The sequence below is a fragment of the Methylobacterium sp. 275MFSha3.1 genome (genome assembly GCF_900108435.1).
Lineage (GTDB): Bacteria > Pseudomonadota > Alphaproteobacteria > Rhizobiales > Beijerinckiaceae > Methylobacterium.
In genome coordinates, this window is sequence record NZ_FNWP01000007.1 from 128,665 (window position 1) to 154,027 (window position 25,363).

Genomic DNA, 25,363 nt, shown 5'->3' on the forward strand with positions numbered 1-25,363 from the left:
CATGGGATGGGCGAGATAACGCGTCACCCCACCACGCGCAGCGCGTCGCCCCTCGCCAGCGGCCCGCCGGCGATCACCTCCGCGTAGACGCCGAGGTCGCGGTGCCCGAGGCGCGCGTCGAGGGTCCAGGGGATGTCGCAGTCGCGCACGCCACTGACCGGGTCGACGTTGGTGGCGGCGCAGCGCACGGTCCGCTTGGTGATCTTGAGCCGCAACCCGCTCGGCGCCTCGACCACCTGCCCGACCATCTCCAGCTCGGCGAAGGGTTCGAGCCCCTCGACCAGCAGATTGCCGCGGAAGCGCAGCGGGTCCACGGGCGCGCCGAGGTAGTCCTCCACCGCGGCCACGCTCGCCCGGTTGATGAGCGACACGTAGCCGGTCGGGGAGTCGGTGAACCGGTACTGCGGCGGCGCGGCGAGCACCTTCGGCTCGCCCCGGAGGCTCTCGGGGACGTAGCGCCGCATCAGCTCCGCGAGGCCCTCGCGACCCGCCTCGGTGTCGAGCCGGAAGGCCTGCGGGTCGCCGTACCCCTCCACGGTCAGCGTCGCCGTGGCATCGTCGTAGCGGGTGCGCAGGCGGGCGAGCGCCTCGTCGCGCATGAGCATCAGGTACTTGGTCTTGGGCTGGTGGCGGGGCGCAACCGCGTTGAAGCCCGACGGACCGTTCTCGATGGCGTAGAGCCGGTCGCCCGGGAAGTGGCCGCTGGTCTCGAGCTCCGCCCGCTCGACGGGTTCGGGGCTCAGGCCCTTCACCGGGTAGCGATACAGGGCGCTGACATGAATCAATGCGGTCATGCGCGGAGCGTGGCCCTGAAATGATCCGGCGCGCAAGAGCTTCGCGGCCCCTTGTGGTGCTCAATTGCAACACCACATCGGGTCTACCGGCGGCCACCACGGCGCCGGGGCCCTCGCGCGGCGGATAGCCGGAGGGCGACGTTTCGGTGGCGCCGCGCCTCTCATCGGGCGGCGGATGCCGGTACGGGAGGGTTGTGCATGAACTTCGAGAAGTACACCGAGCGCGCCCGCGGCTTCGTGCAGGCGGCTCAGAACCTCGCGATGCGCGAGGGGCATCCCCAGCTTCAGCCGGGCCACCTGCTCAAGGTGTTGCTCGACGATCCGGAAGGCCTCTGCGCCGGCCTGATCGACCGCGCGGGCGGCCAGTCGCGCGTGGCGCTCGCACAGACTGAGCAGTGGCTCGCCAAGCAGCCGAAGGTCTCCGGCAACGCGGCCGCCCCGCAGGCGACGCGCGAGCTGATGCGCCTGTTCGACACCGCCGAGAAGGCCGCCGAGAAGGCGGGCGATTCCTACGTGACGGTGGAGAGGCTGCTCCTCGCCCTCGCGGTGGAGAAGGATTCCGAGGCCGGCCGCGCGCTCCAGGCGGCGGGCGTCACCCCGGCCTCGCTCAACGCCGCGATCAACGCGCTGCGCAAGGGTCGCACCGCCGACAACGCCTCGGCTGAGAACGCCTACGACGCGCTGAAGAAGTACGCCCGCGACCTCACCGAGGCCGCCCGGGACGGCAAGCTCGACCCGGTGATCGGCCGCGACGAGGAGATCCGGCGGACTATCCAGGTCCTGTCCCGGCGCACCAAGAACAACCCGGTGCTGATCGGCGAGCCCGGCGTCGGCAAGACCGCGATCGTCGAGGGTCTGGCCCTGCGCATCGTCAACGGCGACGTGCCCGAGTCCCTGCGGGACAAGAGCCTCCTCGCCCTCGACATGGGCGCGCTGATCGCCGGCGCGAAGTATCGCGGCGAGTTCGAGGAGCGGCTGAAGGGCGTGCTCTCCGAGGTCACGGCGGCCGAGGGCGGCATCATCCTGTTCATCGACGAGATGCACACGCTGGTCGGCGCCGGGAAGGCGGACGGGGCCATGGACGCCTCCAACCTCCTGAAGCCCGCCCTCGCCCGCGGCGAGCTGCACTGCGTCGGCGCGACCACGCTCGACGAGTACCGCAAGCACGTCGAGAAGGACGCGGCGCTCGCCCGGCGCTTCCAGCCGGTCTTCGTGTCGGAGCCGACCGTGGAGGATACGGTCTCGATCCTGCGCGGCCTGAAGGAGAAGTACGAGCAGCACCACGGCGTGCGCATCCAGGATTCGGCCCTGGTCGCGGCCGCGACGCTGTCGAACCGCTACATCACCGACCGGTTCCTGCCCGACAAGGCGATCGACCTCGTGGACGAGGCCGGCTCGCGCCTGCGCATGCAGGTCGATTCGAAGCCCGAGGAGCTCGACAACATCGACCGCGAGATCGTCCGGCTGAAGATCGAGGGCGAGGCACTCAAGAAGGAGACCGACTCCGCCTCCCGCGACCGGTTGGTCCGGCTGGAGAAGGAGCTCGGCGACCTCGAGGAGCGCTCGGCGGCGATCACCGCGCGGTGGAAAGCCGAGAAGGACAAGCTCGGGACGGCGGCCGGCCTCAAGAAGAAGCTCGACGAGGCCCGCAACGACCTCGCCGCGGCCCAGCGCCAGGGCCAGTACCAGCGCGCCGGCGAGCTCGCCTACGGGGTGATCCCGGGCCTGGAGAAGCAGCTCGCCGAGATCGAGGCGAAGGCCGAGAACGGCCGCGACGCGATGATGGAGGAGGCGGTCACGCCCGCCCACGTCGCGGGCGTCGTCTCCCGCTGGACCGGCGTGCCGGTCGACAAGATGCTGGAGGGCGAGCGCGAGAAGCTGCTTGCCATGGAAGAGGCGCTCGCCAAGCGCGTCGTCGGCCAGCGCGAGGCGGTGGAGGCGGTCTCGACCGCGGTCCGGCGTGCCCGCGCGGGCCTTCAGGATCCGAACCGGCCGATCGGCTCGTTCATGTTCCTGGGCCCGACCGGCGTCGGCAAGACCGAACTGACCAAGGCGCTCGCCGGCTTCCTGTTCGACGACGACACGGCGCTCGTGCGTATCGACATGTCCGAGTACATGGAGAAGCACGCGGTCGCCCGGCTGATCGGCGCGCCTCCGGGCTACGTCGGCTACGAGGAGGGCGGCGCCCTCACCGAGGCCGTGCGGCGCCGGCCTTACCAGGTCGTGCTGTTCGACGAGGTCGAGAAGGCGCACCCGGACGTGTTCAACGTCCTGCTGCAGGTTCTCGACGACGGGCGGCTCACCGACGGCCAGGGGCGGACGGTCGACTTCCGCAACACGCTGCTGATCATGACCTCGAATCTCGGGGCCGAGTACCTGGTGAACCAGCCCGCGGGCCAGGACACCGACGCGGTCCGCGAGGAGGTGATGGGCGTGGTGCGGGGGCACTTCCGGCCGGAATTCCTGAACCGGGTCGACGAGATCATCCTGTTCCACCGCCTCGCGCGGTCGGAGATGGGTGCGATCGTCGAGATCCAGCTCGGGCGCCTTCAGAAGCTCTTGGACGATCGCAAGATCACCCTGGAGGTCGACGAGGAGGCCAAGAACTGGCTCGCCGACAAGGGCTACGACCCGGCCTACGGGGCACGGCCGCTGAAGCGGGTGATCCAGAAGAACGTCCAGGATCCGCTGGCCGAGCTGGTGCTCTCCGGCAAGGTCCACGACGGCGAGACGGTGCCGGTCCGCCTCGGGCCGATGGGCCTGATGATCGGCGACGTGACGGTCGGGGCCGAGCGCCGCCCGGTCAACGCGACGCTGAACTGATCGGCCGGACGGTCGAGGGGCGGCGCACCGGCACTCGGTGCGCCGCCCGGTCCGTCGCGCCTCTCGGACACGGGCACTCACGAGGCGGCCCCCGCGGGAGGACGAGCGCGCCGCATCGACCGTCGATGCCGCGATGAGCTAGTGCGCTGGACAGGGCGGACGGGCGCCCGAATCCTGGCGCCATGCGCCCTGCCGTCGCCGCCCTTCTCGTCGCCGTGCCGCTCGCCGCAGCGGCGGACGATCTCCCGCCGCCGGTGGCCGCGGCCATCGCCGAGGTCGAGGCCGCCTGCGGATCCGCGCCGGCGAGGATCGATCCGTTCGTCATCGACCGGCAGGACGTGAACGGTGACGGGGTGCCGGACTTCATCCTCAACGTCGGCCTCCGATGCGGCGACGAAGAAGTCTCCCAGTGCGGCCTCATGGGATGCCCGAAGATCGTCCTCGCATCCTCGAAGAACGGGTTCGTCCTGGTGCTGGACATCTACGCGCACGACCTCCGGTGTCGCGCGCTGAATGGCCGGCCGGCGGCTTCGGCGAACGACGAGGGATGGAATTGCGGCTCGGTCCGGAGGGGGCCGGGCCGCACGACCTTCCTGTGGGACGGGACGCGCTTCGCCTGCGCCGAGTAGAGGTTGTCTGGCTCTCCGGCGCCGCAGGCAGGCGGTCGCTCCCCGGGTCGACGCTCCGGGAAGCGCCGGGAGAGCACAGGACCGGTCGCCCACCCTCGCTGGATGCGCGGATGTCCGATACGGCTTCGGCGCCCTCGCCGGTGACGTCGCCCTGTCGAGCGGCGCCCTCATTCCCACTGTCGACCGTGCTCCCAGCGTCGCGGTCACCATCCGTCCGGACGGCGCGAACGCGCTGCGCGCCTGGGTCGGAGGAAGGCCCGGGGCGTAGCCTCCATCGGGGCCGCGATGAGCTAGTGCGCTGGACAGGGCGGACGGGCCTGAGGATCCTGGCCGCATGCGTCGCGCCCTCGCCGCCCTGGCTCTCGCCCTCCCGCCCGCCGTCCCGCTCACCGCCGCGGCGGACGATCTCCCGCCGCCGGTCGCGGCGGCGGCCGCGCGGGCCGAGGCGTCCTGCGGGTCCGAGCCGGTTACGCTCAAGCCGGGTTTCATCACCCGCCAGGACGTGAACGGCGACGCTGTACCGGACTTCATCCCGGATTTCGCGGCCGTCCAATGCGGCGATGACGAGTCCGCCGCGTGCGGCACCGCGGGCTGCGAGATGCAGGTCTTCGCCGCGACGACGGACGGGTTCGTGGACGCCTTCGACGCCGTCGCCCACGACCTCCGATTCCGCACGGTGGGAGGCCGCCCGGCGGTCATCGTCGATATGACCGGGGCGACGTGCGGACGATCCGGGCAGGATCCGTGCGGCGCGATCGCCGTCTGGAACGGCAGGACATTCGGCCGGACACGGTAGGGTGCATCCGCGGACCGCAGCCTTCCCCCATCGCGCCGCCGTTCCCGTCCCGCCGCATCGGCGCCGCGCCCCGGCGCGCCCCGGCGCGGACAGCACGGGAGGGGCCCCCGGCGATCGGTTCACGCCCGCGCGCGTCACGAAGCCTTTGCCGGACGGCGCCCGGTCGGCCAGGGTGGGACCGCGTGCGGCGGGCGCGCCCTGACTGGAGCCAGACGAATTGATCCGATCGCATCTGACCTTAGCCGGAGTCCTCGTGTCCATGATTGCAGCCGCATCGCCCCTGATGGCAGCGCCCGACGGCATCCGCGCGGTGACCTTGTCGAGCGGCGGCCTGGCCGAAGTGACCCTGGTCCATGCCGTCGACGGCGACGGGACGATCGGGCTCAGCGTCCGGCCCGAGCAGGTCGACGACATCCTCAAGAGCCTCGTCGTGCGCGATCCCGTCGGAACCGTCGGCGCCCTGCGCCTGGACGGGGTGGATCAGGCCGACGAGACCCTGCGGACGATGCCGTTCACCGCGGACGACCTGTCCGCGCCGACCCGCCTCGTGGGCAAGCTGCAGGGCGTCCCGATCCGGGTCCAGAGCGGCGGGCGCACGCTCGAAGGGCGGGTGCTCGGCGTCTCCGAGCGGAATGCCGGGACTGAGACCGGCGACGTCTCGATCCTGACCGTCCTGACCGCGACCGGCACGCTCGAATCCGTGCCGATCGAGGACGGCGCCTCCGTGACGATCCTCGACCCGGCCATGGCGGCCAAGATCGCCGAGGCGATCGCGGCGGCCGGGAAGACCAAGGTCGGCGACGCCCACCGGGTCGAGATCGCCGTCTCCGGGCAGGGCCAGCGCGAGGTCCGGTTGACCTACGTCGTCGCCGCGCCCGTCTGGAAGACGAGCTACCGCATCGTCGATGGCGGCGGCGGCCGCGCGAACCTGCAGGCCTGGGCCATCATCGAGAACGCCCTCGGCGCCGACTGGACGGGCGTCGACGTCACCCTCTCGTCCGGGTCGCCGGTGGCGCTCCTCCAGCGCCTGCACAAGCGCTACTGGCGCAAGAGACCGGAGGCGCCGGTGATGGTCGAGGATGTCGGCATGCCGGACCTCGACCCGGGCACGGTCGCGTCGAAGTCGGTCGCGCGCCTGCGCGCCCCGGCCCCCGCCGCCGCGCCCCTTCCGGCCCCGATGGCGCGGATGGACATTCGCGACAGCCGCATGGAGGCCGCGGAACCGAGCTACGACGCCGCGGCTGCCACCGCGGGCGCCGCCGCCAGCGAGGGGGATGTCGCGGCGAACTTCACGCTGCCGCATCCGGTCGATCTGCGCGCCGGCGGCACGCTGTCGGTGCCGTTCCTCGATACCGAGATCGAGGCCGAGCGGGTCGCCCTCTGGAAGCCAGGCCAGGGGGTTCACCCGATCGCGGCCCTCCGGATCCGCAACAGCGCCGGCGCGACCCTGCCGGCGGGCCTCATCACCCTCTACGACCGCAAGGCCGGCTACCTGGGGGACGCCCGCCTGCCCGCGACGCCCGTCGGCGAGCAGCGGCTCGCCAGCTTCGCCCTCGACCGCAAGGTCGCCGTCCAGGCGGAGACCGCGCCGAGCGACGCCCTGACCAAGATCACCGTGGTCGACGGCGTGGCGCGCGCGACGGTGATCGCCCGGGAGGTCACGACCTACACGATCAAGGGTGCGCCGGACGCCGCCCGCTCCGTGATCATCGAGCATCCCCGACGGGATGGCTGGACCCTCACCGCGTCCGCTCGCGACGGCGAGACCCCCACGGCCTATCGCCTCAAGGTCGCGGTTCCCGCCGGCGGGACGGCCGAGACCCGGGCCGTGCTCGAGCGCGTCCGGATCGACGCCTACGACCTCGTCGACGCCGACGAGGCGCTGCTCGTCCGGTGGGCCTCCCTGGCGACCGACCCGGAGCTGGGCGGCAAGCTCAAGACCCTCTCCCAGGCCCGCGCCGAGGTCGCCGCGGCGACCCGGACCGTCGAGGAGATCGGCGAGCGCGCGGCGAAGGTGCAGGCGGAGCAGGAGCGCATCCGCAGCAATCTCGGCGCCGTTCCGAAGGACAGCGAGCTGGCGCGCCGCTATCTCAGCCGCATGGGTGCCCAGGAGGACGAGCTGGCGAAGCTCGATGCCGCCCGGACCCAGGCCGAGGACGGGCTCAGGGCGTCGCAGGCGCGGATCCGGTCGCTGATCGCGGCGCTCTGAGAGCGGTCCCGGATCCCCGCGCGATCCGGGACCGCCCGATCGACGGCCATCCCGGCCCGGACGCGGCCCGGACGCGGCCCGGCAGGGCCCTGTCCTAGGCGGGGCGGATGGCCGTCGCCAGATCGGCGGCCTGCGCGCGATCCCGGCACACCAGCCAGAGGTCGTCGTGGGCCGACAGCTCGGCGTCGAACAGGTCCACGAAGTCCGCCGGCGGATCCCCGAGATCGGGCCAGTGGAACAGGCGGAAGCCCAGCGCCTCGAACAGCGGGAGGATCGGGCCCAGGTCCCACAATCGGTTGTTGCTCAGGGTCGCGTCGAGGCGCCCGGTGGCCAGGAGCGCGGCGTCCGAGATCGCCCCGCCCTCGCTCCAGGGGAACCAGCCGCGGCCGTAATCCAGGGTGTAGCGCTGCGCCGTCACCGACAGCCAGCCGACATGGCCGGTCCGGCGCTCCGGGCGCTCGAGCGGGCGCAGCGCCGTCGTCATGCAGCCGCCGCGGGTCGGGGCCCAGTAGGCGCGGCCCTCGCTCGCCGCCAGCAGGAGACCCTCCGTGGCTTCCGCCGGTACGCCCCCGGCCGGTGCGGAGCGGTCCTCGTTCCAGGCCGGCAGGCTCATGACGCACGCCCGGGGCCAGCCACCGCGGCAGGCCGCCACCATCACGCCCCAGCCCGACAGGCCGCCCGCGAAGGGCCGGGTCCCGTCGATCGGGTCGCCCACGAAGGTCCAGGCGTCGCGGGCAAGCAGCGCCCGGGCCGCCGCCTGTCCGAGATCCTCGGCGGTCTCCTCCTCGATCAGGTCGGGGCCGAACCGCGCGTGCATCAACCGGCTGACGGCGAGGTCGGCCTCGGTCAGCGCCTGGCCGAGATCCGGACCCTTGTTGCTCATCGCGAGGCCTCCCGCCCGCATGGCGAGGGCCAGCGGGGCCGCCTCCTCGGCGAAGGCGAGCATCGCCGCGAGGACATCCGGCGCGGGTGCGGTGGGCGAGAGGGTCATGCGGCGAACAGTTCGGGGCTTCGGAGCATCAGGGCCTGGACGAGAACCAGGGTCTTGAGATCGGGCAGGCGGCCGGCCCGGGCCTGTTCCGCCAGCGCGGCCAGCGGCATCTCCACGGCCACCACCTGCTCGCCCTCCGCGTGCAGGCCCCCGCCGGGGCCGACCCGGTCGGCCGCGGCGTAGGGTGCCAGGTAGAGCCAGAGGCGCTCCGAGGACACGCTCGGCATGCTGTAGGCGTGGGCGACCGGCTCCAGCCGGGTCAGCCGGACGCCCGCCTCCTCCATCGCCTCCCGGATCGCCGTCGCCTCGGGGGCGCCCCCGTCGAGGCCGCCCGCCGGGGCTTCGTCGAACTCGGCCGACTCACCCCAGAAGGCGGGCCCGACCCGCGCCTGACGGACGAGCAGCGCCACGCGCCGCTCGGGATCGTAGGGCAGCACGCAGGCCGCCTGCCCGTGGTCCTCCAGCGCCCGCCGCACGGTGCTGCCGTCCTGCAGCGTCAGCGTGGCGATGCCGAAGGTGTTCCAGCCGCGGTGGATCACCTGCAGCGGCAGGGCGGGCGGGATCTCGACCATGATCCGGTCAGCGCTTGGTGTTGGCGGCGGTCTGGCCGAACATCACCTTCTTGGCATCCTCGCTCATGGTCTTGCCGAAATCGGGATTGACCTCCGGGGCGCGGGCATAGGCCGCCTTGGTGGCGGGCCGCTCGGCGATCGCCGTGAACCAGCGCTTGAGGTTCGGGTGCTCGTCGAGGTTCTGCCCCTGCTTCTCCCACGGCACGATCCAGGGATAGCAGGCCATGTCGGCGATGGAGTAGTCCGGCCCGGCGACGAAGGCGCGGTCGGCCAGCCGCCGGTCGAGGACGCCGTAGAGCCGGTTGGTCTCGTTGACGTAGCGCTTGATCGCGTAGTCGATCTTCTCGGGCGCGTACTGCGAGAAGTGGTGGTTCTGGCCGAGCATCGGGCCGAGGCCGCCCATCTGCCAGAACAGCCATTGCAGCACCTCGGCCCGGCCGCGCGGGTCGCCCGGGATGAAGCGCCCGGTCTTCTCGGCGAGGTAGAGCAGGATCGCCCCCGACTCGAACAGCGTGACCGGCGCGCCGCCGCCCGCCGGCTCGTCGTCGACGATCGCCGGCATCCTATTGTTGGGCGCGATCTTGAGGAAATCCGGGTTGAACTGCTCACCCTTGCCAATATTGACGGGATGAATGCGGTAAGGAACGCCCGCTTCTTCGAGAAACATCGTGATCTTATGGCCGTTCGGCGTCGGCCAGTAATGGAGTTCGATCATCGGCTGGTGTCCCGCTATGCCCCCGGCGGACGGGAAGTGGGTCGGCGCGCCGCTCCGGTCAAGCATGGTGCCGGCGACGACGCCGGCGGCGCACGCAGGGCTGGGCATCCGGGCCTCACCCGCCGGCGCAGCCCTGGACGTCGACGTGGACGGCGTAGAGCGACTGGCTCGCCGCCATGAACAGGCGGTTGCGGTGCCGGCCGCCGAAGCAGAGGTTGGCGCAGCGCTCCGGCAGCCGGATGCGGCCGATCGGCCGGCCGTCGGGGTTGAACACCATGACGCCGTCCAGGGCGTCGTCGCCCATGCCCCACCCGCACCAGAGATTGCCGTCGACGTCGCAGCGCAGCCCGTCCGGCGTGCCCGGCCCGGCATCGATCAGGACCCGCCGGTCGCGGAGCGTGCGGCCGGCGACCACGTCGTAGGCGACGATCCGCCGGGTCGGCTGCCCGCGCGATTCCACGAGGTAGAGCACGCGGCCGTCGGGGGAGAAGCACAGGCCGTTGGGGCCGGCGAGGTCGGTGGCCACGGCCTCCAGCGCACCGGTGACCGGGTCGAGCCGGTAGACGTTCTGCGGCAGTTCGGGCTCGGCGCGCACGCCTTCGTAGAACCCGCCGATCCCGAAGGGTGGGTCGGTGAACCAGACCGCGCCGTCGGCCGCGGTCACCACGTCGTTGGGCGAGTTGAGCCGGCGGCCCTCGAACGCGTCCGCCAGGACGGTGATCGCGCCGTCATGCTCGGTCCGGGTGACCCGACGACCGCCGTGCTCGCAGGTGACGAGCCGCCCCTGCCGGTCGCGGGTGTTGCCGTTGGCGAAGCCCGACGGCCGCCGGTAGAGGCCGACCGCCCCACTCTCCTCGTCCCAGCGCAGGATGCGGTCGTTGGGGATGTCGCTCCAGAGCAGGTAGCGTCCGTCGCCGAACCAGACCGGCCCCTCGCACCAGCGGAAGCCGGTCGCGAGGCGCTCGACCGCCGCGTTGAACACCCGGTAGCGGGCGAAGGCGGCGTCGAGAATCTCGACCGCCGGGTCCGGGTAGCGCGGGCTCGGTGTCCACACGGGCAGGTCCCTGTCACTCGCGGCGATCGTCACCGTTCCGGCGCGGGCCGGCAAGGCCCGCCGCGCGGACGCGGGCGCAGCACCGCGGCGACGCTGCGGCGACGAGGGCCGGAAGCGCCCGGCACGGCGATCCGGGCGCACCATCCTCCACCCCCCAGTGATGGCAGGCGCCGGTTCGACAGCGGGGCGGCCCGGCCCTCGTCCCGGCCCGAACGCTACCGCGCCCCGATTTGTCTGACAAGTGGTACGCGACGGCCAGGCCGCCGCGAAGGGCCGATCCCGGAAGCGTCGGCGCGCACCGCGCCGCGCCTTGCGGGGGAACGGCGGAACCGCTACGGCATTGAGGCCGTGTGGCAGTCGGGGTGTGGCGCAGTCTGGTAGCGCACCTGGTTTGGGACCAGGGGGTCGTAGGTTCGAATCCTATCGCCCCGACCATTCGATCAGGAGCTTGTCGAGTCAGATGCCGAGCGCCCGCATCTTCCGTCCGTCTCGGGACGCCACGCAGTCGGGCCTCGCCCGGACCAAGCAGTGGATCCTGGAGTTCGACCGGACCAGCCCGCGCGAGATCGATCCGCTGATGGGGTGGAACGGGTCCTCGGACATGCTCCAGCAGGTGCGCCTGGAATTCGACACCGAGGAGGAGGCCGTGGCCTACGCGAAGCGCGAGGGAATCGCCTACCGCGTCGAGCAGCCGGCCAAGCCCGTCCAGCGCAAGGGCCTGTCCTACTCGGACAATTTCAAGTTCAACCGCACGGCGCCCTGGACCCATTGAGGCCGTCGCCGCCGCGTCAGGCCTCGCGGCGCGCCTTCCACGCCGGGTAGGGCGAATCGCCCGGCGGACGTAGCTGCGTGACGCGCATCGGCTGCGTGTCGAGGGGCTGGCAGAGCTCGGCGTAGATCGACGCGCTGCCGGCGCCGTAGGTCTCGGCCTCCTCGGCCGAGAAGGCGAAGTAGCCCTCCTTGAAGCCGGCCAGACGCATCGCGGCGTGGCACATCGGGCACGGGCGGCCGCTCGCGTACATCACGCAGTCGCCGAGGTCGCGGCGACCGAGGAGGCGGCTGGCCTCGCGCAGCGCCACCATCTCGGCATGGGCGCTGGGGTCGTTGGTCGCGTGCACGGTGTTGGCCGCGCGGACCAGCACGGTCCCCTCCCGCACGATGACCGCGCCGTAGGGCGCACCGCCCGCCTCGACATTGGCGGCGGCGAGGGCCACCGCCTCGCCGATATGGTCCTCGTGCGTCGACATGGATGGGCTCGACATGGACGGGCTCGACATGGCTGAGCTTTCCTCCGCTGGCGCGCCAACGCCGCGCGCGGCCGGAAGTTCAGCGCTCCGCGCTCAGAACGCGTAGCGCACCGTGCAGTAGGGCATCGTCTCGGCGAGCAGGGCCTTGAAGCGGGTGAGCCAGCGGCCCTTCCAGCCGGCCCGGTAGCGCAGGTTGGTGCCCCCGCCCTCCGAGACCTTCGCCTCCTGGATGTCCGGCCGCCAGAGCAGGTCCTCGGCCTTCGGGTGCCAGCCGAGATTGACCGCGTGCAGATCCGCGTTGTGGGTCAGCATGATGATCTCGCACTTGAGCTGCGCCTTGGCGGCGTCGGACAGCGTCGCGTCGATCTCGGCGAACAGCGCCCGCCAGTCGGCCTCCCAGCCCTCGTAGAGGATCACGGGCGAGAAGTTGGCGTGGACCTCGTAGCCGGCGGCCACGAACTCGTCGATGGCGGCGATCCGCTCGGCGATCGGGGCGGTGCGCACGTCCACGATCCGGGCGATCCGCGCCGGCATGAGCGAGAAGCGGACGCGCGTCTTGCCCTGCGGATCGTAGGCGAGGAGGTCGCGGTTGACGGCCTTGGTGGCGAAGGAAGCCTTGGCGTTGGGCAGGGTGCGGAACAGCGCGACCAGGGCGCGCACGCCGTCGCTGACCGCCGCGTCGACCGAGAGGTCGCCGTTCTCGCCGATATCGTAGACCCAGTGCTCCGGATCGATCGGGTCCGGCTCCGGCAGGCGCCCCTGGCGGCCGGCGTGGCGGGCGATCGCCGCGCAGGCCTGCTCGAGGTTCACGAACAGCGAGATCGGGTTGGAGAAGCCCTTGCGGCGCGGCACGTAGCAATAGGCGCAGGCCATGGCGCAGCCGTTGGAGGTCGAGGGCGCGATGAAGTGGGCGCTGCGGCCGTTGGGGCGCATGGCGAGGCCCTTCTTCACGCCGAGGACCAGCGTCGAGCGCTTGATCCGCACCCAATCCTCCACCGAGCCGGCGTTGCCGTGGAGTTCCGGGATGTTCCAGTGCGACGGCACGACGATGCGCGCGGCGTCGGGAAAGCGCGCCAGGATGTCCCGGCCCAGCGGGAAGTCGCCGACAGTGGGCTCGTGATAGATCGTCCGGATATCGAGCAGGTCGCGGGTCAGGGCCATGGACGATCCGGGGCCCGGAAGCGGCCCGCGACCCGATATGGTGCGCGGCGACGCGGCCGGAATGCCTTGCGACCCGGAGTCTCTCTTCGAGCGGCGCGCGAAAAGCTCGGGATCGGGCGCGGCGCGCGTTGATCGTTCAACGATATCTTACGATTCGGTGCCATGAGTCCCTCATCTTCGAGTGGACGTGCGATGATCGTTCGGGACCAGGAGAGATCCGAGCCGGGCTCACCCGGCTCCGGTGAATCTCTCGAGCCTGCAGATCCGAGGTGGGGCGCGCTGATCCGGCGGGATCAGCTGGAGGCCATGCGCGGGAGCGTGCTGGCGGCCATCCCGGTCAACATGCTGCTCGGCGTGGCGAGCATGCTCGTCGCCTACAGGAGCGGGCACGGCACCGTGGGGGCCATCTGGTTCGCGGCGTCGACCAGCGTCAACCTCCTGCGAATCGCCCTCTGCCGGATCCCCTGCCTCGGCCTGGCGCTGACCGCCGACATGACGCCGAGCCTCGCCGCGGCCGCCGCGCGCTCCGTCGACCGGCACCTGCGCGTCTTCACGGTCGCGGCGTTCCTCTCCGGACTGGTCTGGGCCTGTCAGCCGCTCCTGTGCGACGGCTACACGACCGCCGAGACCCTGTTCTACCTGACGATCACCTGCGGCGTGACCGCGGGGGCGGTGACGCACGGGATCGCGTACGCGCGCATCCCCCTCGCCTTCATCGCCCTTCCGCTGCTGTCCGTCGTGGCCTGCCTCGCCTATGCCGGCGACTTCGACCGGAACTGCCTCGCGGCCTGCGTGCTGCTCTACTTCCTCGCCCTGACGCACACGGCGTTCCGCAGCGAGTCCGTGTTTCGCGAGGCGAGCCGGCTCAAGAACGAGGCCCACGCCCTCGCCCGGTCCCGCGCCGAGGCCCATGCCAGCGCCAGCGCCCTCGTGGACGAGATGCGGTGGCGCGCCACGCACGACGATCTCACCGGCCTGCTGAACCGCGCGGGCTTCCTCCAGGCGACGGAGAACCGGCTCCGCACCGGGACCCTCAGCCTGCTGATGCTCGACCTCGACGGGTTCAAGTTCGTCAACGACGTCTACGGCCACAAGGCGGGCGACCGGGTGCTCGTCGAGGTGGCGCGCCGGCTGAAGGACGCGCTGCCGGAGAACGGTCTCGCGGCCCGGCTGGGCGGCGACGAGTTCGCGGTGCTGTACGATCCCGTGACGTCGGGCGTGCCCGACGACGTCATGGCGGCGAACCTCATCGCCGCGGTGTCCCAGCCGTTCGACGGCTTCGACGCGGGCCGCCTCGGGGTCAGCATCGGCGTCCACGCGAGCGCGGAGCCGAGCTTCACCGAGATGCTGAGCTGCGCCGACGAGGCGCTCTACGCCGCGAAGGCCGCCGGGCGGAACCGCTACCGGGTGTTCGATTCGGGCCTGCGCGAGGGGCTGCAGATGCGGCGGGACCTGGAGCGCGACCTGTCGCAGGCCCTGGTCGAGAACGCCCCGAAGGTCTGGTTCCAGCCGATCTACGCGGCCGATGGCCGGACCCTGGTCGGGCTGGAGGCCCTGATCCGCTGGGAGCATCCGCGGCTCGGCTGGATCGCGCCCCCGGACCTGATCGCCGCCGCCGCGATGGCCGGCCTGACCGAATCGCTGCTCCGCTACATCCTCGAGCAGGTCTGCGCGATGCTGGAGATCCTGCATCGCCGCGGCCTGAGCGGCGTGCGCGTGGCGATGAACGTCTCACCCCGGGAGATGGCGCAGGTCCCCGTGGACGAGATCGTCATCGGGCGCCTGAACCTCCTCGGCCTGCCGCCCACCATGCTGGAGATCGAGATCACCGAGGAGACGGCCCTCGACATCGGCGCGGTGCAGGGCAAGCTGCAGGCGCTGTCCCGCGCCGGCATCCGGGTCGCCCTGGACGATTTCGGCATCGGCTACTCGTCGCTCTCCTCGCTGCGCCAGCTCAAGGCGGACCGGATCAAGATCGACCGGAGCTTCGTGACCGGCCTCGGGGCGAGCGACGACAAGCGCGGGCTCGTCCTCGCCGTCCTCGGCCTCGGCCGGCTGCTCGGGCTCGACGTGGTGGCGGAAGGCGTCGAGTCGGCCGAGGACCTGAACATCCTGCAGGCGATGGGCTGCCCGTTCCTGCAGGGCTACCATCTCGGCCGCCCGATGCCGGTGGAAGATCTGGAAGCCACCCTGCTCAGCACGCGCATCGCCGCGGCCTGAGCCGGTGCCGGCGCGCGCGGCTCAGAACCGCCCGGCATCCGCCGGATCGCGGCGCATTAGCCGGCGCGCCGCCGCGCGCCACAGGCGGTCCGGAATCCCGTAGAGCCACACGAGCGCCGCGCACCCGGCGATCGCCAGCAGGAACAGCCAGGCCAGCGCCTCGAGGATGGGCCCCGGCGGCGTTCCGGACTCGGTCCGGTCGTACCAGAGCGGGTCCGTGTCCCAGGGCGGATCGTCGTTGTCCACGGCAGAACCCTCCACCGCGGGTCCGAATGCGGCCCGGGGCGCTCGCGCGGCGGTGACCGGTGAATCGGTCCGCGCCACTCCTCTGCCGGCCCGGTCCGCACACGCCTGACCGGGTCCAGCGCGGTCACGCTACAGGCCCCGCCGCGCGCCTTTCGAATACCCATTTCGGACTACGGCCTTCGACCGGCCGCGCTTTTCCACATCCAACTTTCTCCGCAATTTATTGCTTAGTTTGCGGGCTATGGCATTCTGACCGTCTAAAAGACTGCGTGACCTGCCATGAGATCTGCCAAGCGCCTGTGGCGCGAGCGCTGGGCGCTGTGTTCGATGCTGGCTCTGTCGGCCGCCTGCGGGCTGCCGGCGCGGGCGGCGGACATGCGCATCGAGGCCGCCAAGATCACCGGCGGTGATCTCTGGATCATCGGTTACGCCGACGATCCGGGGGTGGAGATCACGCTCGACGGCCAGTTCCCCCACCGGACCGACAGCCGCGGCTATTTCGAGTTTCGCGTCGTCTACCATCCGGCCACCTGCATCGCGACGCTGCGGACGCCGAAGCAGACCCGCAGCATCGTGGTCGGCGAGTGCGGCCAGCAGGGGCCGCAGGCGCCCGGGCTCCCCGGCCCGGCCGGCCCGCGCGGCGAGACGGGTCCGCGGGGCGAGGCCGGACCTCCCGGCGAGCGGGGCGCGATGGGACCGCCCGGGCCGCCCGGCCCCCAGGGGCCAGCCGGCGCGGAGGGCGTCGCCGGACCGCCGGGCCCGCCGGGCGAGCGCGGACCCATCGGCATGGCCGGCGCACCGGGGCTGATGGGTGCCATGGGCCCGCCCGGCCCGCCCGGGCCGCCTGGCGGCACCCGCGGGCAGCCGGCTTCCCCGAGCGCCGCGCCGAAACCGAACCCGTCGGCCGCGCTGGCAGGGCCGGCGCCGAAGCCGCGGCCGCCGGCGCGGGCGCGCCGCGCACCCGAGCCGGAATCCGCGCCCGAGGGACCGCTGGATCTGGAGCCCGACGCCGGCGGCGGCGGGATGGACCGCTACTAGGCGCGGACCGGTGTCGACCGCAGGGCCAGCCGCGAAACGGGCCGCCCTGCCCGGCCGGGGGCGACGCGTCGGCTCCCAAGTCTCGCGTGGCTGCACGCCGGCAATAGTCTTTGGAAGAGCGTATTTATGCGACTTAACAACTCAATTCGCTCGCGTGCCGCGCTGTCCGCGCCGGGTGTGTCACCTTAATGCCCCAACGCCGCACATTCCGCCGCCAGACCCGCACCGAGGCGAGCCAAAGCGCCCGGTTTGCGCTAAGCGTGACGGTGGGGCGGGCTTGATCGGAGACGAGCGAAACGCCGTACCTTGGCCGTTTTCGTCTCGGACTTCCGGACCGAAAGAGACCGCAAGGGCTTGTTCATCGTGACACGACGTCCACCAGCGAGTTGCCCGACGTTCCGCCTGGCCGGGATGGTGTCCGGACTCGCGATGCTGGCTGCCATGCCGGCATCGGCCGAGACTCTGGAGAGCGCTCTCGCGAAGGCCTATCAGGGCAATCCGAGCCTGAACGCCAGCCGTGCGGGCGTGCGCGCTATCGACGAGAACGTGGCGATCGCGCAGTCGGGCTACCGGCCGACCGTCAACGTCAACGCCGCGATCGGCGTCCAGTACCTTCAGACGCGCTCGTCCAGCACAGTCGCGTCGGCGGCCACCGGCGGCACGGCCGCGACCACCGCCGGATCGGCCCTCGGGACAACGGGCGGCGGCTTGGGCGGAACGGCGGGCGCCGGGACGACCGGGACCGGAACGACCACGGGGATCGGGACGACGGGGATCGGGACCGCGGGCGGCACCACCGGCATCGGAACCTCAGGTGCCGGGGCGGCGGGATCCGCGACCGGCGGCGAGGGCCTGTCCGGCGGCGCGACCTCCGACATCGCGAGCCAGGTCATCACCTCCCGGCGGACGACGCGCACCACCTACCTGCCGAGCTCCGCCAGCCTGAACGTCACGCAGACGATCTTCAACGGCTTCCAGACCGACAACACGGTCCGGCGCGCGGAGTCGCAGGTCTACAGCCAGCGCGAGAGCCTGCGCTTCACCGAGCTGTCGGTTCTGTACAGCGCCGTCCAGGCGTACATGAACGTGCTCAGCAACACGGCGACGCTGGAGCTGAACCGGAACAACGTCGAGGTTCTGGAAGAGCAGCTCCGCCAGACCCGGGACCGCTTCAACGTCGGCGAGGTGACCCGGACCGACGTCGCGCAGGCCGAGGCCCGACTGGCCGGCGCGCGATCGCAGGTCGCCCAGGCCGAATCGACCCTCCGCACGAGCATCGGCGTCTACCGGCAGAACATCGGCGTCGAGCCGCGCCAGCTCGCGCCGGGTCGGCCGCTGGACCGGTTCGTGCCGCGCAGCCTCGATCAGGCGATCGCCGTCGGCCTGCGCGAGCACCCGCAGGTCGTCTCGGCCATCCACAACGTCGACGCGAGCGAGGCCCAGGTGAAAGTCCTGGAAGGCCAGCTCGCCCCGCAGCTCAGCCTGCAGGGCTCGCTCAGCCAGCTCTACGACCAGAACGGACCGAACCAGAGCTTCTTCGTCGGCTTCGTCGGCGGCCGGCTCTCGATCCCGATCTACGAGGGCGGCCAGACCTACGCGCAGATCCGGCAGGCCAAGGAGTCGGTCGGCCAGGCCCGCATCCAGGTCGACCAGATCCGCGATCAGGTCCGCGCCCAGATCGTCGATTTCTGGGGCCGGCTCGAGGCCGCCAAGGCGCAGGTCATCGCCGCCCAGGCCCAGGTCCAGGCCAACGAGGTGGCGCTGAACGGCGTGCGCGAGGAAGCGCGCGTCGGCCAGCGCACGACCCTCGACGTGCTCAACGCGCAGCAGGAACTGCTGAACTCCCGGGTGAACCTCATCGTCGCCCAGCGTGACCGGGTCATCTTCTCCTACGGGGTGGTCCAGGCGATCGGACAGTTGACTGCGCGCTTCACGGCGCTCCCGGTCGAATACTACAGCGCCAAGGTTCACTACGATCAGGTCAAGGATCTCTGGTTCGGCCTGCGCACCCCGGACGGTCGCTGACGGCTTTTCCACGGGGAGTGTGTTGTGGGCGCGCTTGCCGTCACGAAACGGCATGGAATACTGATTGAACATCGATCCATTCGGGTCGCTTTCCAGTCTCCCATGCCCGAGTGCGCCTGCCGATGAGTGCAGCAAGCCCCAAGATCCCGGACTCGAAATTCCAGGACAAGGCTGCCGATAAGGCGCACGAGCCTTCGATGGAAGAGATCCTCGCGTCGATCCGGAGGATCATCGCCGACGATCAGGCCGCCAAGCCGGCCGAGGTCGCGGCGCCCGCTCCGGAGCCCGACGACGTGCTCGACCTCGCGGAGGTCGCCGAGCCGGTGATGCGCCCGCGCGTCGTCGAGCCGGAGCCGGAACCCGAGCCGGCCCCGGACCTGCTCGACTTCGACGCGATCGACTTCGAGGACCCGGTGACCGCCGCGCCCGAACCGGAGCCCGAGCCCGAGCCCGAGCCGGCCCCGGAGCCGCCGCCCCCACCGCCTCCGCCCCCGCAGCCCGTGCTCCAGGCCGCCCGCGCGCCCGAGCCGGAGCCCGAGGCCCTGGTCTCTCCGGCCACGGATGCCAGCGTCAGCGGCGCGTTCAACCTGCTGGCCCACACCGTGCTGACGCAGAACGCCCGGACCCTGGAGGATCTCGTCAAGGAGATGCTCCGGCCGATGCTGAAATCCTGGCTCGACGACAACCTCCCGGCCGTGGTCGAGCGCCTCGTGCGCGCCGAGATCGAGCGGGTGTCGCGCGGCCGCTGAGCCGGCGGCCTGGGTACGGCGGCCGCGGGCCGCCGTCCGCGTGTTGACGGGAGCGGCGTGACGGTCGAAAGCGGGGCCACCCCCGTTTGGACAAGCGCCGGCCCGTACCCGCGATGATGGACAAGACCTTCGAGCCCACCTCCGTCGAGGCGCGGATCTCCGCCGCCTGGGCCGAGGCGGACGCCTTCCGTGCCGGCCGGCCCGAGCGCGCCGGGGCCCCGCCGTACTGCATCGTGATCCCGCCGCCGAACGTGACGGGCTCCCTGCACATGGGCCACGCCCTCAACAACACGCTGCAGGACATCCTCTGCCGCTTCGAGCGCATGCGCGGCAAGGACGTGCTCTGGCAGCCGGGGACGGACCATGCCGGCATCGCCACCCAGATGGTGGTCGAGCGGCGGATGATGGAGCGTCAGGAGCCCGGCCGCCGCGAGATCGGCCGCGCGGCCTTCGTCGAGAAGGTCTGGGCCTGGAAGGCGGAATCCGGCGGCGCGATCGTCAACCAGCTGAAGCGGCTCGGCGCCTCGTGCGACTGGTCCCGCGAGCGCTTCACCATGGACGAGGGGCTGAGCCGGGCCGTGCTCAAGACCTTCGTCGACCTGCACCGGCAGGGCCTGATCTATCGCGACAAGCGGCTGGTGAACTGGGACCCGAAGTTCCAGACCGCGATCTCGGACCTGGAGGTCCAGCAGGTCGAGACCAGGGGCCATCTCTGGCACTTCGACTACCCGGTGGTGGACGAGGCCGGCAACGAGACCGGCGCCGTCATCACGGTGGCCACCACCCGCCCCGAGACGATGCTGGGCGACACCGGCATCGCGGTCCATCCCGAGGACGCGCGCTACACCGCGCTCGTCGGCCAGCGCGTGCGCCTGCCGCTGGTCGGGCGGCTGATCCCGATCGTGGCCGACACCTACTCGGATCCCGAGAAGGGCACGGGCGCGGTCAAGATCACGCCCGCCCACGATTTCAACGACTTCGACGTCGGCCGCCGCCACGGACTCGGCCTGATCAACGTCCTCGATCCCGAGGGCCGGATGCTGCTCGACGGCAACGCCGAGTTCCTCGACGGCGTCGCGCCCGAGCCGGAGGCCCTGGCGCTCCACGGCCTCGACCGGGCGCAGGCCCGCAAGGAGGTGGTGGCGCTGATGGAGGCGCGCGGTCGGCTGCGCGCGATCGAGCCGAACACCCACGCGGTCCCGCACGGCGACCGCTCGGGCGTGGTCATCGAGCCCTACCTGACCGACCAGTGGTACGTGAACGTCAAGCCGCTCGCGGAGCGCGCCCTCCAGGCAGTGCGCGACGGGCAGACCAAGTTCGTGCCCGAGAACTACGAGAAGATCTTCTTCCAGTGGCTCACCAACATCGAGCCGTGGTGCATCTCGCGCCAGCTCTGGTGGGGCCACCAGATCCCGGTCTGGTACGACGACGCCGGCGGCATCTTCGTCGCCGAGAGCGAGGCCGAGGCGCAGGCGGCGGCCGAGGCGCAGCACGGCCGGCCGGTCGCGCTCACCCGCGACGCGGACGTCCTCGACACGTGGTTCTCCTCGGCGCTCTGGCCGTTCTCGACGCTGGGCTGGCCCGACTCGACCCCGGAACTCGCGCGCTTCTACCCGACCAACACCCTGGTGACCGGCAAGGACATCCTGTTCTTCTGGGTCGCCCGGATGATGATGATGGGCCTGCACCTCACCGACCGGGCGCCCTTCGACACGGTCTACCTGCACACCCTGGTGCGGGACGCGTCGGGCGCGAAGATGTCGAAGTCGAAGGGGAACGTCGTCGATCCCCTGGAACTGATCGATCAGGTCGGCGCCGACGTCCTGCGCTTCACCCTCTGCGCGCTGGCCGTCCAGGGCCGCGACATCAAGCTGTCCACCGACCGGGTCCAGGGCTACCGCAACTTCGCGACCAAGCTCTGGAACGCCGCCCGCTTCGCCGAGCTGAACGGCTGCCGCCTGGACCCGGCCTTCGACCCGCGCTCCGCCACCGGCGCGATCAACCGCTGGGCGCTCACCGAGGCGGCCCGCGCGGTCGACGAGGTCGCGGGCGCCCTCGAGGCCTTCCGCTTCAACGACGCGGCGGCGGTGGCCTACCGCTTCGTCTGGAACATCTTCTGCGACTGGTATCTCGAGCTCGCCAAGCCGGTGCTCCAGGGCGAGGGCGTCGATCCGGCGATCCGGGCCGAGACGCAGGCGAGCGTGGCGTTCCTGATCGATCAGGTCGCCAAGCTGCTGCACCCGTTCATGCCGTTCCTCACGGAGGAGCTTTGGGCGATCAAGGGCGCCGACCTGCCGGAGCGCGGCCTGCTGACCCTGGCCGCCTGGCCGGACCTCGGCGGCCTCGCCGACGCGGCCGCGGAGGCCGAGGTCGGGTTCGTGGTCGATCTCGTCAGCCAGATCCGCTCGGCGCGGTCCGAGACCAATGTCCCGGCCGGCGCGCAGATCCCGCTGGTGATGGTCGGCGCCGCCCCGGAGGTGAGAGCGCGGGTTGAGGCGTGGCGCGACACGCTCCTGCGCCTCGCCCGGCTGTCAGAGATCACCTTCTCCGAGACGCCGCCGAGGAACTCGGTGCAGCTCCTGGTGCGCGGCAGCGTCGCCGCGCTGCCGCTGGAAGGCGTGGTCGACCTCGCGGCCGAGGTCGCGCGCCTGAAGAAGGAGCAGGGCAAGGCGCAGGGCGAGATCAAGAAGATCGACGCCAAGCTCGGCAACGCCGACTTCGTGGCCCGGGCGCCCGAGGAGATCATCGAGGAGAACCGGGAGCGCCGCGAGAGCGAGTCGGCGCGGCTGGCGAAGATCGAGGAAGCTCTGGTCCGGCTCAGCGGGGACTGAGCGCCCGTCCGGGAGCGCTCCGACGCGTCAGGCCCGCCCCGGGGGTGACCCGGCCCCGCAGGCTCGCCCGTCAGCGGCGGGTGCCGAGTGTGCCGGTGAACGCCCGCGGCCCGCCCCAACTGGCGGCGGACGCGTCGTTCGGGGTCCAGAAGCCGTCCTGCGACGCGCCCCGCGGATGCAGGGAATAGTCCGGTGGAACGTAGCCGCCCGACTGGTTCCAGTAGCCGGGCCGGAAGTTGGCGGCCGATTTCGCAACGCGCTCATCTCCGGGGCGGCGCGTATCGACGCTGTACGTTCTCTCGGAAACGCTGCGCGGCGCGCGACTTGCGACGACGGGCTTCGCGTCGAAGTAATCACGGTAATCCGCGTACGACTCGACCGCCAGCGCGCCGACAGTCGACCCGAAGACCATGGCGACCGCCAACAGCACCTTCATTGTCAATTCCTCTGCCTACACATTCAAATCTGGCGGCACCGAGATTGCGCCGGCCCGCCGAACTGAGCGGTATTTAAGATCGACTCCCGGAAACGGCGGTGCCGGACAGCACGAGCCTGGATCCGGCCCAACCCGCGCCGGGTCGTCGGACCTCCGGTCTCGGTCACGCGCCGCGATCGCGCTGGGGCTCCGCGAGCGCTCGGCTACCTGTCCAAACGGTAATTTGATCGCCACGCCCGGGTCAGGCGCCGCGCCTTAGACAGATCCCATCGACGGCCGCGACCGCCGGCGTCGTCCCGATCAGTCCCGAGAGGTTGAGACCCCCATGACCGAGACCCGTCCCACTGGCCGCACCTCGCGCCGCGCCCTCGCCTCCGTGGCGGCCGCAGCGCTGATCGCCGGCGGTGCCATCGGCAGCGGCTATCTGCCGGCCGCGACCCCGGCCTACGCGCAGGCTCTGCCCAAGTCGCCGATCGAGGCGCCCGAGCACCCGCCGGGCTCGTTCGCCGGCATCGTCAACAAGGTGAAGCCGGGCGTCGTCTCGGTGAAGGTGAAGCTCGACGACTCGGCAAGCAGCGACGACGACGACGGTCCGAGCCAGGGGCGCAACCTCCAGAACGTGCCGCCGCAGCTGCGCGAGTTCTTCAAGCGGTTCGGCCAGAACGGCCCCGGCGGGATGCAGCCCCAGCATCAGGGCCCGCGCGGCGCGGTCGGCTCCGGCTTCATCATCTCGGCCGACGGCTACGTGGTCACCAACAACCACGTGGTCGACCACGCCAAGACCGTGCAGGTGACCCTGGACGACGGCCGCACCCTCGACGCCAAGGTTATCGGCAAGGATTCCAAGACGGACGTCGCGCTCCTCAAGATCACCGAGGGCTCGAACTTCCCGTACGTTCAGTTCGGCAAGTCGGCCCCCCAGGTCGGCGACTGGGTGGTGGCGATCGGTAACCCGTTCGGCCTCGGCGGCACCGTGACCGCCGGCATCGTCTCGGCCCGCGGCCGCGACATCGGTGCCGGCCCCTACGACGACTTCCTGCAGATCGACGCGCCGATCAACAAGGGCAACTCGGGCGGCCCGACCTTCAACGTCAACGGCGAGGTGGTCGGCATGAACACCGCCATCGCGTCCCCGTCGGGCGGCAGCGTCGGCCTCGCCTTCGCGATCCCCGCCGAGACCGTTCAGGCGGTGGTCGACCAGCTCCGGACCGACGGCAAGGTCGCCCGCGGCTACCTGGGCGTCCAGATCCAGCCCGTGACGCAGGACATCGCCGAGGGCCTGGGCCTCGACAAGGCCAAGGGCGCCCTGGTCGACCACGCCGAGAACGGCACCCCGGCGGCCAAGGCCGGCCTGAAGGCGGGCGACGTGATCGAGAAGGTCAACGGCGACACGGTGGACAGCGCCCGCGAGCTGTCGCGCAAGATCGCCGGCCTGAAGCCGGGCGCCAAGGTCGAATTGAGCTACCTGCGCGGCGGCAAGACCGACACCGCCACGGTGACGCTGGGCACGATGCCGACCGACGGCACCAAGATGGCGAGCCGCGACGACGACTCGGGCAACGGCCAGCCGCGGCTCGGCCTGCAGCTCGCCCCGGCCGGCGATGTCGGCCTGTCGGATCAGGGCGTCGCGGTGGTCCAGGTCGATCCCGACGGGCCGGCGGCCGCCAAGGGTATCGAGGCGGGCGACGTGATCCTCGACGTCGGCGGCCAGAGCGTGGCCCGTCCGTCGGACGTGGCGACGCAGATCCGGGCGGCCGAGTCGAGCGGGCGCAAGGCCGTGCTGATGCGGGTGAAGAGCGGCAAGGGCCAGACCCGGTTCGTGGCGGTCTCGCTCAACAAGAAGGCCGGCTGAGGCCGGTTTCTCCCGGCGCGGGGTCCGCCCCGCGCCGTCTCGTGGTGACCTCCGACTCGCGCTGGCCGAACAGGCCGGCGCTTTTTCGTGGCCCCTTCACCGCGACTGAGCGTCTGGGCGTCTCAGCGCCCCGGGACCGGTATGCCCAGTCCAGGCCCGAGCCGCGTCCGGCACCGTCCCAGCGCCGCGAAGGCGGCGTTCGAGTCCCGGGCGAGGCGCATGAGGTCTCCCAGGCGTGCCCGGCCGCGCGCGAAGGCGAAGAACACCGCGGCGATGTCGGGTTCGCCGTCCGGCGTGAGCGCCGAGGCCGCGAAGGCCGGTAGGGCCTGATCGGCCGGATCGCAGATCACGCGGACGGCCGCGAAGGGCAGCCCGTGCCGGCCCGCGAAGGACGCGGCCACGTGCGATTCCATGTCGACGGCCGCGGCGCCGGTGGTGGTCCGCAGGTCGGTCTTGCCGTCGACGGCGAGAACCGCGGTGTCGACGCCCGCCAGATCCGCCGGGATCACCCGCGGCCCGACGCCGGACAGGAGGTTGAGGAGCGTGGCCGACAGGTCGAGATCGGCGGCGCGCCGCCCCTTCTCGCTGACCACTCCGGTGCCGACCACGACGTCGCCCGGCCGGAGCGAGGGATCGAGGCCGCCCGCGATGCCGAAGCTGATCACAGCGCGGCAGCCGGGCTGGCCGCGGGCCTCCAGGAGCTGGCGGAGACGGTGAGGGTTGCCGCCGGCTCCCACGGCCTCGACCCCCTCCCCCGCCGCCATGCGGCGCTCGCGGGCGAGGCCGGTGACGGCCAGGACGGGTGCGGCGGGATCGATCATGGCGCGCTCGTGGACGAGTCCGGCGAGGTCCGCAAGAAGGCGCGAGCGCCGAGGCGGGGTCCGGGCCGGATCCGGCGCGGGGGGCGGCTCGTCCGGTCCCGCGCGATCGCTGTCTGAGGATGCCACGTGTCTCGTACCGGGGCTCGCGGATCGG

At 71.7% G+C, this 25,363-nt stretch carries 21 protein-coding genes and 1 tRNA gene; 12 read left to right on the plus strand and 10 right to left on the minus strand.

Annotation, left to right across the window (positions count from 1 at the left end; genetic code table 11):
- Positions 1 to 23: 23 nt before the first annotated feature.
- The gene (locus BLW78_RS10045) at positions 24 to 794 is read right to left on the minus strand and encodes an MOSC domain-containing protein (protein ID WP_042671271.1); all 771 of its coding nucleotides are present in this window, start codon (positions 792 to 794) and stop codon (positions 24 to 26) included.
- Between the two features lie 198 nt (positions 795 to 992).
- Between BLW78_RS10045 and clpB the strand changes: the two genes are divergently transcribed.
- From clpB to BLW78_RS10065, 4 genes are all read left to right on the plus strand, one after another.
- Entirely contained in the window at positions 993 to 3,617 is a 2,625-nt protein-coding gene (gene clpB, locus BLW78_RS10050) for an ATP-dependent chaperone ClpB (protein WP_091679101.1), read from the plus strand.
- 182 nt (positions 3,618 to 3,799) lie between these two features.
- Entirely contained in the window at positions 3,800 to 4,246 is a 447-nt protein-coding gene (locus BLW78_RS10055) for a hypothetical protein (RefSeq protein WP_091679103.1), read from the plus strand.
- A gap of 334 nt (positions 4,247 to 4,580) precedes the next feature.
- A complete protein-coding gene (locus BLW78_RS10060) occupies positions 4,581 to 5,042 on the plus strand; it encodes a hypothetical protein (RefSeq protein WP_091679106.1) in 462 nt (153 codons plus the stop codon).
- A 259-nt stretch (positions 5,043 to 5,301) separates the two neighbouring features.
- Positions 5,302 to 7,251 (plus strand): DUF4139 domain-containing protein, encoded by a 1,950-nt coding sequence (locus BLW78_RS10065; RefSeq protein WP_244526892.1) that lies wholly within the window; start codon positions 5,302 to 5,304, stop codon positions 7,249 to 7,251.
- A 94-nt stretch (positions 7,252 to 7,345) separates the two neighbouring features.
- Here BLW78_RS10065 and BLW78_RS10070 read toward each other — a convergent pair whose 3' ends face one another.
- The 4 genes from BLW78_RS10070 to BLW78_RS10085 form a co-directional block, all read right to left on the minus strand.
- A complete protein-coding gene (locus BLW78_RS10070; protein ID WP_091679111.1) occupies positions 7,346 to 8,242 on the minus strand; it encodes an inositol monophosphatase family protein in 897 nt (298 codons plus the stop codon).
- Positions 8,239 to 8,814 carry an NUDIX domain-containing protein gene (locus BLW78_RS10075; RefSeq protein ID WP_082558041.1) on the minus strand — a complete coding sequence of 192 codons (576 nt, stop codon included), beginning with the start codon at positions 8,812 to 8,814 and terminating at the stop codon, positions 8,239 to 8,241. The genes BLW78_RS10070 and BLW78_RS10075 overlap by 4 nt, the downstream gene beginning before the upstream one ends.
- 7 nt (positions 8,815 to 8,821) lie before the next feature.
- Positions 8,822 to 9,529 carry a glutathione S-transferase N-terminal domain-containing protein gene (locus BLW78_RS10080; protein WP_091679113.1) on the minus strand — a complete coding sequence of 236 codons (708 nt, stop codon included), beginning with the start codon at positions 9,527 to 9,529 and terminating at the stop codon, positions 8,822 to 8,824.
- A 115-nt stretch (positions 9,530 to 9,644) separates the two neighbouring features.
- Positions 9,645 to 10,583, minus strand: a complete 939-nt coding sequence (locus tag BLW78_RS10085) for an SMP-30/gluconolactonase/LRE family protein (RefSeq protein WP_056531771.1) — start codon at positions 10,581 to 10,583, stop codon at positions 9,645 to 9,647.
- Positions 10,584 to 10,941: 358 nt separating this feature from the next.
- On the opposite strand from BLW78_RS10085, the gene BLW78_RS10090 reads away from it, so the two are divergent.
- Together BLW78_RS10090 and BLW78_RS10095 are read left to right on the plus strand one after the other, a co-directional pair.
- Positions 10,942 to 11,018, plus strand: a tRNA-Pro gene (locus BLW78_RS10090).
- 25 nt (positions 11,019 to 11,043) lie between these two features.
- Complete coding sequence (locus BLW78_RS10095; RefSeq protein ID WP_020090615.1) at positions 11,044 to 11,355, plus strand: ETC complex I subunit; 312 nt, start codon at positions 11,044 to 11,046, stop codon at positions 11,353 to 11,355.
- Positions 11,356 to 11,371: 16 nt separating this feature from the next.
- Here the strand turns inward: BLW78_RS10095 and BLW78_RS10100 are convergent, their stop codons facing one another.
- On the minus strand, positions 11,372 to 11,830 hold the full coding sequence (locus BLW78_RS10100; RefSeq protein WP_091679118.1) for a nucleoside deaminase: 459 nt from the start codon (positions 11,828 to 11,830) through the stop codon (positions 11,372 to 11,374).
- 93 nt (positions 11,831 to 11,923) lie between these two features.
- Entirely contained in the window at positions 11,924 to 12,991 is a 1,068-nt protein-coding gene (locus BLW78_RS10105; protein WP_020090617.1) for a spore photoproduct lyase family protein, read from the minus strand.
- Positions 12,992 to 13,297: 306 nt separating this feature from the next.
- Between BLW78_RS10105 and BLW78_RS10110 the strand changes: the two genes are divergently transcribed.
- The gene (locus BLW78_RS10110; RefSeq protein ID WP_175556273.1) at positions 13,298 to 15,211 is read left to right on the plus strand and encodes a putative bifunctional diguanylate cyclase/phosphodiesterase; all 1,914 of its coding nucleotides are present in this window, start codon (positions 13,298 to 13,300) and stop codon (positions 15,209 to 15,211) included.
- Between the two features lie 21 nt (positions 15,212 to 15,232).
- Here BLW78_RS10110 and BLW78_RS10115 read toward each other — a convergent pair whose 3' ends face one another.
- Positions 15,233 to 15,457, minus strand: a complete 225-nt coding sequence (locus BLW78_RS10115; protein WP_020090619.1) for a hypothetical protein — start codon at positions 15,455 to 15,457, stop codon at positions 15,233 to 15,235.
- Between the two features lie 279 nt (positions 15,458 to 15,736).
- Here BLW78_RS10115 and BLW78_RS10120 point away from each other — a divergent pair, with 279 nt between their 5' ends.
- The 4 genes from BLW78_RS10120 (at position 15,737) to BLW78_RS10135 (ending at position 22,100) form a co-directional block, all read left to right on the plus strand.
- Positions 15,737 to 16,495 carry a collagen-like domain-containing protein gene (locus BLW78_RS10120; protein WP_244526893.1) on the plus strand — a complete coding sequence of 253 codons (759 nt, stop codon included), beginning with the start codon at positions 15,737 to 15,739 and terminating at the stop codon, positions 16,493 to 16,495.
- Positions 16,496 to 16,906: 411 nt separating this feature from the next.
- Positions 16,907 to 18,520: a TolC family outer membrane protein gene (locus BLW78_RS10125; RefSeq protein ID WP_091679122.1), complete on the plus strand. Its 1,614-nt coding sequence runs from the start codon at positions 16,907 to 16,909 to the stop codon at positions 18,518 to 18,520.
- 197 nt (positions 18,521 to 18,717) lie between these two features.
- Entirely contained in the window at positions 18,718 to 19,269 is a 552-nt protein-coding gene (locus BLW78_RS10130) for a PopZ family protein (RefSeq protein WP_020090622.1), read from the plus strand.
- A 113-nt stretch (positions 19,270 to 19,382) separates the two neighbouring features.
- Entirely contained in the window at positions 19,383 to 22,100 is a 2,718-nt protein-coding gene (locus tag BLW78_RS10135) for a valine--tRNA ligase (protein ID WP_091679124.1), read from the plus strand.
- Between the two features lie 70 nt (positions 22,101 to 22,170).
- Here BLW78_RS10135 and BLW78_RS10140 read toward each other — a convergent pair whose 3' ends face one another.
- Positions 22,171 to 22,536: a hypothetical protein gene (locus BLW78_RS10140; RefSeq protein ID WP_091679126.1), complete on the minus strand. Its 366-nt coding sequence runs from the start codon at positions 22,534 to 22,536 to the stop codon at positions 22,171 to 22,173.
- A 325-nt stretch (positions 22,537 to 22,861) separates the two neighbouring features.
- On the opposite strand from BLW78_RS10140, the gene BLW78_RS10145 reads away from it, so the two are divergent.
- On the plus strand, positions 22,862 to 24,388 hold the full coding sequence (locus tag BLW78_RS10145) for a Do family serine endopeptidase (RefSeq protein ID WP_056531752.1): 1,527 nt from the start codon (positions 22,862 to 22,864) through the stop codon (positions 24,386 to 24,388).
- Positions 24,389 to 24,510: 122 nt separating this feature from the next.
- Here BLW78_RS10145 and BLW78_RS10150 read toward each other — a convergent pair whose 3' ends face one another.
- Entirely contained in the window at positions 24,511 to 25,209 is a 699-nt protein-coding gene (locus BLW78_RS10150) for a phosphorylase (protein WP_091679129.1), read from the minus strand.
- Positions 25,210 to 25,363 lie beyond the last annotated feature (154 nt).